Raw genomic sequence first — 13,600 nt, forward strand, 5'->3', positions numbered from 1 at the left:
CTTACTCCTTTCCTTAATATGATTTACTCTGGTGCTCTATATATCGCCTTATATTTTCTTCAGATACAGAGCCTATTGTTTCGCAATAATATGAGTGATTCCACAATTCCCCTTTCCATAGTTTGGATTTTATTTCAGGGAACTGTTCAAAAAGCTTTCTTCCTGTAATGCCCTTAAGGTACTTTACAATAGTTGTGACCGATAACTTTGGTGGTGCAGTAACAAAGCAGTGGACATGATCCATTTCGCCACATTCAAAAAGCTTAACAGTGAACCCCTTCTCATCAGCAATTTGATTGATAAGCTGTTTTAGATACGTTTCAACTTCATTATTGAGTATCTTACGCCGATATTTGACAGACCATACCACATGGTAGTTGATATTGCACACAGAAGTGCGGTAATGTATTAGATTTTCTTTCATACACATAGTATAGCACAAATACAAGAAAAAACAAACATACATTCGTTGTATGCTTGTTTTTTCTTTTGACCTCTTTTTTTGTAGCGCTTTCATCTCGGCAATTGAATTGCCGAGGATTCCCGCTTGATGTCCTAAAACAATATAAGGAGGTAGGTGTCAAAAGTTCCTTTTGACACCTTATGACTAACGGATTGTTCCGTTTCTTCGAAACTCTCACAATCCTAAAACATTCGTAAATCCCCTCTAAATATCTGTTGCAAACATTATGCATATAACAGAAATGATATATATTAATACGATAATTAATATACTAAAATAACACACATCTCTTTGGATTTATGTTACAATCTTTATGTGAAATATACCGATATGAAATAATAATATATTAATAATATATAAACGTACATTTTTTCATGGCAGGAGGGGGTTGGATCATGAGATTTAGCAGTTACGACATTGTGACCAGAAAGCTTAATAATGGCGGACATATCATACTAAGTGGCCTTACCGGACTCCTTGATCTCATTGATGAGGAGGCCTATGAACTGATAGATGCTCACAAGGATGATGAGTGCCTGTCAGACGAGCTTATTGATCAGATGGGAGATATTAAGGATCATTTCCTCAAAAGAGGTTATCTTACTGAATTAAGCCCTGCTGATGAGCTTAGAGCTGCTGCAAAGAAGGCTGCTGAAATGGAAGCTGAGCTCACAGGCGGCAAATGGTCTATTGTCCTGGTGCCCAATCTTGGCTGCAACTACAGATGCAGCTACTGCTTTGAAAAAGAGAGCGGTTATCCAAAGCGTACCATGAACAAAAAGCAGGTAGATGCTGTCTATGAAATCATAAAAGACAAGATTCCCTCCGGAGAATGTATCACTCTCTATGGCGGTGAGCCTCTTGATGCCAGGAACAGAGAGTTGGTGGAATATATTGTCCAAAAAGGAAAAGAGCGTGGCTATTATTTCTTTGCTGTTACAAATGGTCATGGACTTGACAGCTATATGGACCTCCTTGGCAAAGATATGATCAGGATCCTGCAGATCACCCTTGACGGTCCCTCATACATACATGACAAACGCAGAGTATCCACAGATGGCCTTCCTTCATATGACAAGATCGTCTCCAATATAGAAAGGGCACTAAAGGAAACCGGTGTTGAGATAAGGCTCAGGATGAATCTGGATCACAGCAATGCTCCTTATATGATGGAGCTCCTCACAGATCTGGATAAAAGAGGGATCTTAAATAATAAAGCCGTGACTCTTGCAGCAAGTCCCGTTGTTGGCGATAGTGATGGAATGCTTAAATATGATGAAGTAAGAGGAATGGAAAAAGAAGCAGAAGCCAAATACCCAAAACTCAAAAATATTATAATGGGCATGCTGCGAGGAACAAATGAAATGATCCTTCCTTCTTTGTTTTTTGAAGAGCCTATTGCTTTAAGGGTGACTGTATGCGGCGCAGCTCATTGCATGAAGGTTTTTGCTGCAGACGGCAGCATATATTCCTGCTGGTCCTGCGTGGGCAATCCTGCAGAGAAGATTGGGCAGTTTGATGAAGCAGCAAATGTTGTCTGGGATGGCAAGGCGCTTGAGCGGTGGAAAAATAAGATGCTGGGCTCAAAGGAGCACTGCCTGAAATGCAAATATGCATTTATTTGCGGAGGCGGGTGCTTGAGGCCTGCTTTGTCAGGTGAAAAAGACGTAAATGCACATGACTGTGATTTTTATTACAGCAGGTTTGATGATCATCTGGCGAAGCTTACTGAAGAATATCTGTCCGCAGGGAACGAATAATTTATCTTGAAAGGAGGCTTTGATGAAGAGTGAATCACTTAACAAGGCAGTAAAGCTGTCTTCTGCAGAGAGAAAGGCAATTGTCAAAGGTCTTGTCGATCTGGGCATTGACAGGGGCAAGATCGAAGGAATCCTTGGACCTATGATGGAGGGATCAGGATGTTCTGATAATACTCCCTGTGATCATCATATAAAGTGTGATGATTTCTTCAGTGTCAGTCCTGATTCTCTGGCTGAACTCAAGAAGGTTCTGGGCTCCAAGATCAAGGATCCCAGAGTAAATCCCATTATCAAGAAGCTTTTTTGATCTTATTGGAATATGAGGTGATATATGAAAAGTAATCCAATGAACAAAACGGTTACTTTGACAGCTAAGGAAAGAGACCAAATAGTTGAAAAACTTAAATTGGCAGGTATCGATAAGGAGCTGTTGGCTAAAGTCTTTGATTATCATCAGAAAGGCAGAGATGATTGTCAATTGTTCATAGATAAATGCGGAGATTATTTCAATGTAGATCCCGGCACTATGGGCATGCTCAAAAAGGCTCTTGAAGCAAAAAAGATCGATATCAAGAATCTTGATCCTGTTGTCAGAAAACTTTTCTGATTTAAAACCCTGCGGCATATATTGAACTATGTTTTTTAAAAGGCGGAAGGTCTGTGACCTATCATGGATCCTCCGCCTTTTATTTTATTTACGATATCTGTGTTATTTTTGATATAATTTGTTAGTACATATCTATTTATAAGGGAGACTTATGAAAACAGCGATAGTTATGGAAGGCGGGGCCATGAGAGGCCTCTTTACCTGCGGCGTGATAGATGTACTTATGGAGAAAAAGATCACCTTTGACGGCGCAATAGGTGTTTCTGCGGGAGCTACCTTTGGATGCAACTTAAAGTCCCATCAGATAGGCAGGGCTCTTAGATATAATAAGCGCTATGCACGAGACAAGAGGCTTAAGAGCTTCTCGTCCTGGATCAAGACCGGAGATCTTTTTAATGTAGATTTCTGCTATCATGAACTTCCCTTTAAGCTTGATATATGGGATGCTGACACCTTTGCTGCTGACCCCATGGAATTCTATGTGGTGGCTACCAATGTGGAGACAGGTCTTCCTGCTTATCACAAGCTCACAGACGGGTGCGGCAAGGATCTGGAGTGGATCAGGGCTTCTGCGTCCATGCCCCTGGCGTCCAGACCTGTATCCATAGATGGAAGGCTGTATCTTGATGGCGGCAGCTCTGATTCCATTCCTCTTGGTTTTATGGAAGAGAGAGGCTATGACCATTTACTGGTGGTGGAGACACAGCCTGCGGACTATATCAAAAAGCCTCAGAGCTATATGGGGCTGATAAAAACTGTCTACAGAGATTATCCCTCATTTGTACGTACCATCAAGGACAGGTATATAATGTACAATAATGAAAAAGCTTACATCCGAGAAAGAGAAAAGTCAGGTGATGTGCTGGTAATAAGGCCCGCTTCTCCTCTTGATATCAGCCCCATGGAAAGGGATACTGACGAATTTGACAGGGTATATGAGGAGGGAAGAAAGGCTGCCCTTGAAATCCTGTCTAAAGAGAACTGGCTTAGTGAGCTTGGCATTTGACAACTAGCTTATTTAAATATAAAGGATGGATCACTATGAGACTCATATTTGTAAGACATGCAGAACCTGATTATGAACATGACAGCCTGACACCCAAGGGCTTTAGAGAAGCAGAGCTCTTATCTCACAGGGCTGCAGACTGGAAGGCTGACAAGATATATCTCTCACCTATGGGCAGGGCTCAGGCTACTGCCAGAGACAGCCTGAAGGCTATGGGCATGGAAGGTGAGACTTTGGACTGGCTGCAGGAATTTGACTATAAAATCGCAGACCCGTATACAGGAAGAGAGAGAGTACCGTGGGACTATTTTCCGGAGTATTATACCACCCAGCAATATATGCTGGATCCGGAGAACTGGTATAAGGCTGAGATATACAGACAAAATCCCCGCATTGAAGAGATGTGGTTTACCATTTGCAAGGAGCTTGACAAGATACTGGCCTCTTACGGCTATGAGAGAAAGGATAAGTATTATATCTTCCGTGATCCTGATGGACCCGGTTATTCTTCAGAGCTGGATGATATCCAGACCGGGGGCCATATGGAATATAGTGTCAGGGACAAGGATGACGACAAGTGCATCATATTCTTTTGTCATCTGGGGGTAAGCTGCGTTATGCTGGCTCACCTGCTCAATCTTTCTCCTGTGACCCTTTGGCATAGCTTTTTTATGCCTGCTTCATCTGTAACTGTCCTTAATGCGGAGAAGCGCTATCACGGTCAGGCAGCTTTCAGGCTGCAGGCCTTTGGTGATACCAGCCACTTGAGAATGGAAGGAGAGAGAGTATCAGGCTTTGGAGCTTTCTCCACTGTTTTTTCCAAGTGACCATGAAGTGGATACTATATTATTATGCAGACAGATCTTAATAATATTAAAAATAATAATAAAATCCTTCATGAACTGAAGGGTCAGCCTTATGATCGTAATGATCTGCGTCCCGGCCGTATTCGTGCTGAAGCCATATTGATCATCATTATCCTGACTATATCTCTTCTAATATACCTCTTCATGAATCTGGGTATGAGAAGCGGCAGCACTGTAGAAGTGAGCCTTGGCGGAGAGATCATAGCTGTCTATCCCCTTGATAAAGACATGGAGTATAGGATAGAGTCCGAAGATGGGGGATATAATCTCCTGGTCATAAGTGGCGGTGAGTGCTATCTGTCTGATGCTGACTGTCCAGACCGGCTCTGTGTAAAGCAGGGGCATATAAGCCGTTCAGGCAGGTCTATCATCTGCCTTCCTCATAAGCTTATCATCACCATCAGAGGAGATGAGGCGGATGGTGATGGTGTGGATTCTGTTGCCAGATAGTGATCATAGAAGGCTTTACATAGAAAAAAGCTTTACATAGAAAAAAGCTTTACATAGAAAGGCTTTATAATGAACAATAGATCAGTGGCCAGGCTGGGGCTGATCCTTGCCTTGGCTCTTATATTGTCATATGTTGAATCCCTTATCCCCTTTGCTTTTGGCATACCGGGTATGAAGCTGGGCCTGCCTAATCTTGCAGTTGTGATAGCCCTCTATCTATTTGGCTGGAAATGGGCTCTTACAGTTAATGTCCTCAGGATCATCCTTTCAGGCTTCCTTTTTGGCAATATGTTTGGGATCATTTATTCCCTGGCAGGAGCACTCACAAGCTTTGTTATAATGCTCCTTGTAAGGAGAATTGATATTTTCTCAATAAGAGGAGTGAGTATCTGCGGTGCAGTTAGCCATAATATAGCTCAGCTTTTGACTGCTGCCATTCTCATGGAGACAGCGGGCATATTATATTATGCTCCATTTCTCCTTGCCGCCGGAGTGGTAACAGGGCTTATAATAGGTATAGCATCAGAGGGTACGCTGCGTATTGTCGGGAGACTTGGGCAGTAGCCTGCTATACAAGTGCTTTAGCGTATTTAAGAGGCATTAGCTTATCATATATATTTAGTTGGAACGGGGGAGAAATGATCTCATATCTTAATGGAATCCTTAAATATCTGGAAGAAGACCTGGCTGTGATAGATGTGGGCGGTGTGGGCTTTGGAGTTAATATATCAGCCTCCACCTGTCAGAAAATGCCGGGGATCGGGGATGATGTTACCCTCTATACATATATGAGTGTCAAGGAGGATGATATCAGCCTCTACGGTTTTTTATCCAGAGATGAGATCGGGCTCTTTAAGCTGCTCATATCTGTCAGCGGTATCGGCCCAAAGGGAGCGCTGTCCATATTGTCGGTTTTTGAACCTGACGATCTGAGATTTGCCATCCTGGCAGGTGATGTAAAGTCTATTTCCAAGGCGCCCGGAGTAGGCAAGAAGACTGCAGAGAGGATAGCCCTGGAGCTAAAGGACAAGATTGGAAATGAAGCGATCACCCACGGCGTAATAAGTCAGGGAGCCGTTATATCCGGCTCTGATACTGCAGATGGCTCAGTCAGAGATGAAGCTGTGGAAGCGCTCATGGCCCTTGGCTACAGCGGCAGCGATGCTATGAAAGCAGTGAGAAAGGTGACTGCATCAGGGGATATATCAGACGTGGGAGAGATCCTGAAGCTTGCCCTTAAAGAAATGTGATCAAAAGAGTTACTATTCACAGTAGAATCACGCACTAGCTGCGTGATTCGTGAGAATATGATACAAGAGTGAGGGGCGATCTTTTGCGAAGCAAAACTTTAATATCGCCCCGAATGTTACTATGAGCAGTCGTAAGACTGTGAATAGTAATCTAAAAGAAGGTGACTATGGCCAGAACTATTAAAACAGGCTCAGAACATAAGAATATGATGGATGCGGGATACACTCCCGAGGATTTTCAGGTCGAGGGCTCTCTGCGCCCCAGGACTCTTGATAGGTATATAGGTCAGGAGAAGATCAGAAAGAGTCTCAGGATCTATATAGATGCTGCCAAGGAGAGAAAGGACAGTCTGGATCATATCCTCTTTTACGGACCTCCGGGACTGGGCAAGACTACCCTTGCTCAGATCATAGCAGCTGAGATGGGAGTCAATATCAAGATCACATCAGGCCCTGCTATTGAAAAGCCCGGCGATATGGCGGCTATTCTCAATAATCTCCATGAAGGTGACGTCCTCTTCATCGATGAGATACACAGACTCAACAGGCAGGTGGAAGAGGTATTATATCCTGCAATGGAAGACTTTGCCATAGATATCATGATAGGCAAGGGGCCTACAGCCAGATCGGTGAGGCTGGACCTTCCTTCCTTTACCCTGGTGGGTGCAACCACCAGAGCAGGCATGCTCTCAGCCCCTCTAAGGGACAGGTTTGGCATGATTCACAGGATGGAATTCTACAACGAGGATGAGCTGGCCAGGATCATCACACAATCTGCGGGTGTATTGGGGGTAGATGTTGATAGGGAGTGCGCTTTGGAAATGGCTAAGCGCAGCCGCGGTACACCAAGGCTTGCCAACAGGACTCTTAAGAGGGTTAGGGATTATGCCCAGGTTCGTAATGACGGTATCATAAATAGCCAGATTGTGGATGAGGCTCTTAGCCTTCTTGAAGTAGATGATAAGGGCCTGGATAGAACAGACCACGAGATATTAACCTCTATGATCGAGAAATTCGGAGGAGGTCCTGTGGGCCTTGATACTCTGGCTGCTGCCATAGGTGAGGATGCCGGTACTATAGAGGATGTATACGAGCCCTATCTTATCAAATGCGGCTTTATCAACAGGACGCCCAGAGGCAGAGTGGTCACTGCTGAAGGCTATCTTCAGATGGGCTATGAGTATAATGCCCCATGATTTGTTGAAAAGAACAGGCCCTACAGATATAATGTTTGTAGGTTTATAATGTTCAAGTATCATATATCCTATATGCCCTGCCGGGCAGCGGATATTTATTCGGGGGAGAGAGATTATGTCAGGTAAAACCGATGCACAGGTTATCATAGGTGGTAAAGTCCTTACCCTTAGTGGTTATGAAAGTGAAGAATACCTTCAGAAGGTAGCTTCATATATCAATAATAAGCTAGCTGAGCTTGGCGGAATGGACGGCTTTAGCCGCCAGTCTCTTGATATGCAGAATATGGCCCTTCAGCTGAATATAGCTGATGACTATTTCAAGGCCAAGAAGCAGATCAGCCTTCTTGAAGAGCAGGCTGAAGAAAAAGAGAAAGAGCTCTATGATATCAAGCACGAGCTGATCGCAGCTCAGATCAAGCTTGAAAATAATGAGAAGAATGTAAAGAATCTGGAAAGTGAGCTGGAAGAGAGCAGCAGAAAGATCATAAGACTGGAAGCTGAGCTCAAGAATAGCCAGTCTTCCTCTCAGTCCAGATCAAAGAAGAGCTGATCACAGGCTCTGATTATTGATCTGCTATAGCAGATAAAGGATCATATGTCAGATATTATTAGATCAAAACGTCCTGAGCTGCTGGCTCCTGCAGGCAATTACGAAGCATTTCTTGCTGCGGTAAATGCAGGAGCTGATGCGGTCTATCTGGGCGGTAACAGATTTGGAGCAAGGGCATATGCTGATAATTTTGACACTGAGCATGTTATCAGAGCTATTGATTATGCCCATATCTACGGTCGCAAGGTCTATTTGACCGTTAATACCTTAATTAAAGAAGAAGAATACCTGGACCTGTACGATTATTTGCAGCCCTTTGCTGATGCCGGGCTTGACGGAGTGATCGTACAGGATTTTGGTGTATTTGGATTTATCAGAGAGCATTTTCCGGGGGTGGAACTTCATACTTCTACCCAGATGGCTGTTACAGGACCATATGGCGCGCGTCTCCTGAAGAAAGCCGGCGCAGTCCGCGTGGTACCTGCAAGAGAGCTGTCGCTGGAGGAAATGAAAGCTATAAGACGTGATGCGGATATTGAAGTTGAAGCCTTTGTGCATGGCGCTATGTGCTATTCATATTCAGGTATCTGTCTCTTCTCGGGAATAGTGGGAGGCAGGTCCGGCAACAGGGGACGCTGTGCCCAGCCCTGCCGTCTGCCCTATACTGTGGAAACGGGTGGCAGGATAAGGGGCAAGGATGGCAAATATTATCCCTTGTCCCTCAAGGACATGTGCACCATAGAATTCCTGCCCCTTCTTATCGAAGCCGGTATTGATTCTTTCAAGATAGAAGGCAGGATGAAGAAGGCTGAATACGCCGCAGGTGTGACCTCTATATATCGCAAGTATATAGACAGATACTATGAATATGGTACTGAAGGCGCAAGAGTCAGTGCTGAGGATATGGATATTCTCAGGTCCCTCTATATCAGATCAGAGATCAGTGAGGGCTATTATAAGAGGCACAACGGCAGAGAAATGGTGACTCTCACAGCTCCTGGATATGAAGGCTCTGATGACGCGGTACTGAAGATGGTCAGAGAGCGGTATCTTGTAGGCGAAAAGAAGCTAAAGATCAGCCTAAAGGCTGTGCTTCATGAAGGAGAAGAGTCTGTACTCTCTATCAGCTGCGGTAATGCCAGCTATGAAGCAAAAGGGGCTGCGCCAGAGCCTGCTGCCAATAGGCCCATGGACAGGGAGACTATCCTGAAATCTCTATGTAAATTCGGCAACAGCTTCTTTGAAGTGGATGAAAACGATTGCCGTCTGGATATCAGGGATAGCGGTAATGGAATCTTCATCCCCGTAAAGGAACTCAATGATCTGAGAAGAGCTGCTGCGCAGGGACTTATGAAAGAGCTGTCCCGGGGAGTATGATAATGCCTGGTAAAAAAGGAAATAGCAAGAAGAAAATTAGTAAAATAAATAGTAAAACTAATAGAAAATCAAATAATGAAATAGATAACAAAAATAAACGCGCTGGTAAGCCTTCTTCTGAAAAAGGCTATATTAAGCCTGGTCTTCCCTTTCATCTGCTAATAGCAAGTCTGTCTCAGCTAAAGGCATATCTTGACAGTTTCTTTAAGGCAGAAAGGATATATATAGACTATCATCTCTTAATGGATACGGGGCTAAGGGAGCAGCTTACAGCTATTGCTGATTCGGATACAGAGATATGCTGCGCGCTTCCTTATATGCTAAGGAATGAAGATAAGCTAAAGGGATATGCTATTATAGACCGTATCGCAGACAGTTATGGAGATATACTAAAGGGCTTCCTTGTGAGGAACCTGGAGGAACTGGGTTATCTGACAGAGAAGGGCACAGAGCTTAAGCTTGTAGCTGATCATTGCATCTATTCCTGGAATCATGCTTCTGCTGCCTTTTTGAGTGCTGATCTGTCAGTATCAGAGATCACGGTGCCCCTTGAGCTCAACTCTCATGAGATAGCGGATCTATTAAAAGGCATCAGGACCACGAATGCAGAGAATAGAGAAGGAGAACTTCCTGTTTCCCTTTGTATATACGGCAGGATACCTATGATGGTATCTGCAGGCTGCGTTAAGAAGACTGCTGACAAGTGCTCGGGACTCACCGGCGAGAATAATACAGAGTATTCCTATATCACTGACAGGAAGAGGAACAGGATGCCGGTCCTGTGCGACTGCCAAAGCTGCCTTAATGTAATATATAATTCGGTGCCCCTCTCTCTTCATAAGCAAATGGGAGATATAGACAGATTGAAGGGGATAACAGCTCTCAGGATAGATCTGACAAATGAATCAGGGGCTGAGACGGCGGCTGTCCTTCGTTTTTTTGGAGGAAAAGCCGGGGGAGATGAAGCTCCCTGCAAGGATTATACAACCGGACATTTCCGTAGAGGGACTATGTGATCAAGCACAAGCGGGGGAGAAATGATACTATACATTACTGAGATCGCCAAATATATCACGGCCTGTGCAGCGGCTATATATGCCCTGCTGGGTTTTATCACCTTGAAATTTAAGAGTGAGAAGAGAAGAAAGCCTGTTTATGTCATATTGACAGTGCTTTTATTTACCATACTCATTCTCAGCTTTATACAGATACTGGTCAATAACAGGGATATATCCATGCTTTTATATGGCATATTTACTGCCGTTATTGTCATGCTGCTCATATCTCTTTTTCCTCTTGTATTTCCTGATTGCAACAGGATGGTCCTGTATAATGCAGCATTTCTGCTGCAGACTTCCTTTATTGTCCTGGTCAGGATCAATCAGGCTAAGGGCATCAGGCAGATGATCATAGCTGCAGCCTCTATACTGGTGAGCTTTCTGGTATGCCAGATATATTATAAATTTCCTATTTTTTCGCGTATCGGCTTTGTATACGGCGCTTTGGGAGTCAGTATGCTCCTGGCAGTTAGAGTCATTGGCAGTATGACCAACGGCTCTTATCTGTCTGTTACTCTTATGGGCCTTACATTTCAGCCTTCAGAATTTGCCAAGATCATGCTGATCCTCTTTCTTGCATGTACCCTAAGTGGGAGGACTGATATATTAAGCGTGGGTGTATGCTTTGCAGTGACTTTTGTTTATATGCTGGTCCTTCTTGCAAGCAGAGATCTGGGTGCTTCGGCTATTCTGTTTGTGATATGCCTTTGCGTGGTATATCTTGCCACCGAGAAGATCAGATATCTCCTCGCGGGCCTGGCCCTTGGAGGAGCAGGTAGCGTTCTTGCATACTTTTTCTTTTCCCATGTAAGACGCAGATTTACAGCCTGGATCGATCCCTGGACCAATATTGATGGAAGCGGATATCAGCTGACCCAGTCCCTTTTTGGCATCAGCAGCGGAGGCTTTTGGGGGACCGGCCTCTTTAAGGGGGATCCTTCGGCCATACCATACGTGGAGGATGATTTTATTTTCTCTGCAGTTGCCAATGAATTTGGCATTATCTATGCTGTTTCCATGGTTTGTATATGTCTTGGTATATTCCTTATGATGCTCCTTGAGACAGCCAGGCTCAGGGACAAATGGTCAGGACTTTTGGATACAGGTATAGGCATTTCATTTATTTTCCAGACCTTCCTGACAGTAGGCGGCGGTAGCCGCTTTATACCTCTTACAGGTGTTACTCTGCCCCTTGTCAGTTACGGAGGTTCCTCCATCATGACCAGCATGATCATGATTGGACTATTTCAAGCTACTAGTATTATCAGAATGGACGAGCATTATGATGCTCTTGCCAGATACAGGGGATATACGGGAGAGGGATAATGTCACTTAAATGTCTGTTTCGATCAAAGAAATACAAAGAGGATTATTACGAGGATGATCCTGAGCAGGGCTATGATGGTCCTGATTATCCCGGTGATGGATATGATAACGGATATAATGGAATAAATCATTCACAGGGATATGATAACAGTTATAAAGAAGGTGATCCTTCGATGTATAATGGCCCTGTCTCTTATGAGGGTATTGAGGATATAGAAGATGATTATTCCTATGAAGATGATCCTGATTATAAGCGCAGGTATCGCAGACCTCACAAGAACAGAGGGGTAGTATTGCTTGGATGTATCTTTTCCCTACTCATGGCTGCCATGCTCACCTATATAGTCTATTACAGCTACAGCAACAGAAAGGAACTGATCTCCAACAGCTATAATAAGCGTTCTGTGCAGCTTGCTAAAGAGAATCTCAGAGGCAGGATAGTGTCCTCGGATGGCTATGATCTTGCATATTCGGAAGTGGATGAAAAGGGTGAGGACCATAGAGTATACCCCTTTGGCAATGAATTTGCCCATGTGGTGGGCTATAACATCCTTGGAGGAAGCGGCATTGAGAAGATATCGGATTATTATCTCATGAGATCCGATGCGTCACTGTCCACCAGAGCGGATGCCATGGACAAGGGGCAGAAGTTCCCCGGCAATAATGTCTACAGTACCATCAATGCTTCTCTCCAGAGACTGGCATATTATTCACTGGGAGATTATGACGGCGCTGTTATAGTATCTGATCCAAAGACCGGCAGGATCCTGGCTATGGTATCAAAGCCTGATTTTGACCCTAATACTATAGCTGATAACTGGAAGAGCCTTAGCCAGGACAAGGAGAGCTCGGTTCTCCTTAACAGAGCGACAGGAGGCCTCTATCCTCCGGGCTCTACCTTCAAGATAGTGACAGCTCTTGAATATATAAGGGAGCATCCTGCGGGGTATAATGATTACAAGTTCCATTGTCAGGGTTCTTTTACCAAGGATGATACCAGTGTTAAGTGTTATCATGGTTCTGTTCATGGGAATGTTGATTTCTATGGATCCTTTGCCCAGTCCTGCAACAGCTCTTTTGCCAATATGGGACTTGAACTGGACCAGAAAAAGTTCTCATCAACTCTGGACAAGCTTCTCTTTGGACATGAGCTTCCGACAGAGCTTCCTTCAGCAGTATCCAGGGCTGAAGCTTCGAAAGGACTGTCAGTCCATGACAGGATGCAGCTCTCTATAGGTCAGGGCAAGACTCTGGTCACGCCCCTTCATATGAATATGATCACCATGGCTATCGCCAATGACGGCCTTCTTATGAAGCCCTATCTGGTAGAGCTGGTCAAGACTTCGGACGGACATGTACTGGAGAATACTGAGCCAAAAGAATATGGCAGGCTTATGAGTCAGGAGGAAGCTGATATCCTGACAGAGATGATGACAAAGGTTGTGGAAGAGGGTACGGGCTCTGGCCTTAAGTCTGCTTCTTATCATGCTGCAGGTAAGACCGGCTCTGCTGAATATATGACAGGCAAGACTGATTCTCATGCCTGGTTTACAGGATTTGCTCCTGCTTCCGATCCCAGGATATGTGTGACTGTCATAATGGAGAAGGCAGGCAGCGGCGGACGTATGGCTGTGCCTGTAGCCAAGAGGATATTTGACGAGTATTTCAGAGTCTACAATTATGGAGACTGA

At 44.3% G+C, this 13,600-nt stretch carries 15 protein-coding genes; 14 read left to right on the forward strand and 1 reads right to left on the reverse strand.

The window, feature by feature from the left end:
- Positions 1-13 precede the first annotated feature (13 nt).
- Complete coding sequence (gene tnpA / locus G636_RS0114440; protein WP_155832413.1) at positions 14-430, reverse strand: IS200/IS605 family transposase; 417 nt, start codon at positions 428-430, stop codon at positions 14-16.
- A gap of 428 nt (positions 431-858) precedes the next feature.
- Here tnpA and G636_RS0114445 point away from each other — a divergent pair, with 428 nt between their 5' ends.
- The 14 genes from G636_RS0114445 to G636_RS18815 all read left to right on the forward strand — a co-directional run bounded on the left by G636_RS0114445 (position 859) and on the right by G636_RS18815 (position 13,600).
- The gene (locus G636_RS0114445) at positions 859-2,223 is read left to right on the forward strand and encodes a radical SAM/SPASM domain-containing protein (protein WP_026508618.1); all 1,365 of its coding nucleotides are present in this window, start codon (positions 859-861) and stop codon (positions 2,221-2,223) included.
- 22 nt (positions 2,224-2,245) lie between these two features.
- On the forward strand, positions 2,246-2,530 hold the full coding sequence (locus tag G636_RS0114450) for a hypothetical protein (RefSeq protein ID WP_026508619.1): 285 nt from the start codon (positions 2,246-2,248) through the stop codon (positions 2,528-2,530).
- A 24-nt stretch (positions 2,531-2,554) separates the two neighbouring features.
- Positions 2,555-2,830, forward strand: coding sequence for a hypothetical protein (locus G636_RS0114455; protein ID WP_026508620.1), 276 nt, complete (start codon positions 2,555-2,557; stop codon positions 2,828-2,830).
- Between the two features lie 151 nt (positions 2,831-2,981).
- Positions 2,982-3,836: a patatin-like phospholipase family protein gene (locus G636_RS0114460; RefSeq protein ID WP_026508621.1), complete on the forward strand. Its 855-nt coding sequence runs from the start codon at positions 2,982-2,984 to the stop codon at positions 3,834-3,836.
- 35 nt (positions 3,837-3,871) lie between these two features.
- Positions 3,872-4,663, forward strand: a complete 792-nt coding sequence (locus G636_RS0114465; protein WP_026508622.1) for a histidine phosphatase family protein — start codon at positions 3,872-3,874, stop codon at positions 4,661-4,663.
- Between the two features lie 24 nt (positions 4,664-4,687).
- Positions 4,688-5,152, forward strand: a complete 465-nt coding sequence (locus G636_RS0114470) for a NusG domain II-containing protein (RefSeq protein WP_051227053.1) — start codon at positions 4,688-4,690, stop codon at positions 5,150-5,152.
- Between the two features lie 69 nt (positions 5,153-5,221).
- Positions 5,222-5,716, forward strand: a complete 495-nt coding sequence (locus tag G636_RS0114475; RefSeq protein ID WP_026508624.1) for a Gx transporter family protein — start codon at positions 5,222-5,224, stop codon at positions 5,714-5,716.
- Positions 5,717-5,790: 74 nt separating this feature from the next.
- A complete protein-coding gene (ruvA, locus tag G636_RS0114480) occupies positions 5,791-6,402 on the forward strand; it encodes a Holliday junction branch migration protein RuvA (RefSeq protein ID WP_026508625.1) in 612 nt (203 codons plus the stop codon).
- A 206-nt stretch (positions 6,403-6,608) separates the two neighbouring features.
- Entirely contained in the window at positions 6,609-7,598 is a 990-nt protein-coding gene (ruvB, locus tag G636_RS0114485) for a Holliday junction branch migration DNA helicase RuvB (RefSeq protein ID WP_026508626.1), read from the forward strand.
- 115 nt (positions 7,599-7,713) lie between these two features.
- On the forward strand, positions 7,714-8,148 hold the full coding sequence (locus G636_RS0114490; RefSeq protein WP_026508627.1) for a cell division protein ZapA: 435 nt from the start codon (positions 7,714-7,716) through the stop codon (positions 8,146-8,148).
- Positions 8,149-8,193: 45 nt separating this feature from the next.
- Entirely contained in the window at positions 8,194-9,525 is a 1,332-nt protein-coding gene (locus G636_RS18800; RefSeq protein ID WP_051227054.1) for a peptidase U32 family protein, read from the forward strand.
- Positions 9,526-9,527: 2 nt separating this feature from the next.
- Positions 9,528-10,541, forward strand: a complete 1,014-nt coding sequence (locus G636_RS18805; protein WP_035779811.1) for a hypothetical protein — start codon at positions 9,528-9,530, stop codon at positions 10,539-10,541.
- Positions 10,542-10,562: 21 nt separating this feature from the next.
- Positions 10,563-11,909 (forward strand): FtsW/RodA/SpoVE family cell cycle protein, encoded by a 1,347-nt coding sequence (locus tag G636_RS18810; RefSeq protein WP_051227055.1) that lies wholly within the window; start codon positions 10,563-10,565, stop codon positions 11,907-11,909.
- A complete protein-coding gene (locus G636_RS18815) occupies positions 11,909-13,600 on the forward strand; it encodes a peptidoglycan D,D-transpeptidase FtsI family protein (RefSeq protein WP_242826986.1) in 1,692 nt (563 codons plus the stop codon). Before G636_RS18810 ends, G636_RS18815 begins: the two co-directional genes overlap by 1 nt.

The organism is Butyrivibrio sp. MC2013, assembly GCF_000424585.1.
Classification (GTDB): Bacteria; Bacillota; Clostridia; order Lachnospirales; family Lachnospiraceae; genus Butyrivibrio.

Excerpts from the sequence above, each read along its gene's own strand:
- tnpA (WP_155832413.1), bottom strand. The coding sequence starts at position 430 with ATGTGTATGAAAGAAAATCTAATACATTACCGCACTTCTGTGTGCAAT.
- G636_RS0114445 (WP_026508618.1), top strand. The coding sequence starts at position 859 with ATGAGATTTAGCAGTTACGACATTGTGACCAGAAAGCTTAATAATGGC.
- G636_RS0114450 (WP_026508619.1), top strand. The coding sequence starts at position 2,246 with ATGAAGAGTGAATCACTTAACAAGGCAGTAAAGCTGTCTTCTGCAGAG.
- G636_RS0114455 (WP_026508620.1), top strand. The coding sequence starts at position 2,555 with ATGAAAAGTAATCCAATGAACAAAACGGTTACTTTGACAGCTAAGGAA.
- G636_RS0114460 (WP_026508621.1), top strand. The coding sequence starts at position 2,982 with ATGAAAACAGCGATAGTTATGGAAGGCGGGGCCATGAGAGGCCTCTTT.
- G636_RS0114465 (WP_026508622.1), top strand. The coding sequence starts at position 3,872 with ATGAGACTCATATTTGTAAGACATGCAGAACCTGATTATGAACATGAC.
- G636_RS0114470 (WP_051227053.1), top strand. The coding sequence starts at position 4,688 with ATGCAGACAGATCTTAATAATATTAAAAATAATAATAAAATCCTTCAT.
- G636_RS0114475 (WP_026508624.1), top strand. The coding sequence starts at position 5,222 with ATGAACAATAGATCAGTGGCCAGGCTGGGGCTGATCCTTGCCTTGGCT.
- ruvA (WP_026508625.1), top strand. The coding sequence starts at position 5,791 with ATGATCTCATATCTTAATGGAATCCTTAAATATCTGGAAGAAGACCTG.
- ruvB (WP_026508626.1), top strand. The coding sequence starts at position 6,609 with ATGATGGATGCGGGATACACTCCCGAGGATTTTCAGGTCGAGGGCTCT.
- G636_RS0114490 (WP_026508627.1), top strand. The coding sequence starts at position 7,714 with ATGTCAGGTAAAACCGATGCACAGGTTATCATAGGTGGTAAAGTCCTT.
- G636_RS18800 (WP_051227054.1), top strand. The coding sequence starts at position 8,194 with ATGTCAGATATTATTAGATCAAAACGTCCTGAGCTGCTGGCTCCTGCA.
- G636_RS18805 (WP_035779811.1), top strand. The coding sequence starts at position 9,528 with ATGCCTGGTAAAAAAGGAAATAGCAAGAAGAAAATTAGTAAAATAAAT.
- G636_RS18810 (WP_051227055.1), top strand. The coding sequence starts at position 10,563 with ATGATACTATACATTACTGAGATCGCCAAATATATCACGGCCTGTGCA.
- G636_RS18815 (WP_242826986.1), top strand. The coding sequence starts at position 11,909 with ATGTCACTTAAATGTCTGTTTCGATCAAAGAAATACAAAGAGGATTAT.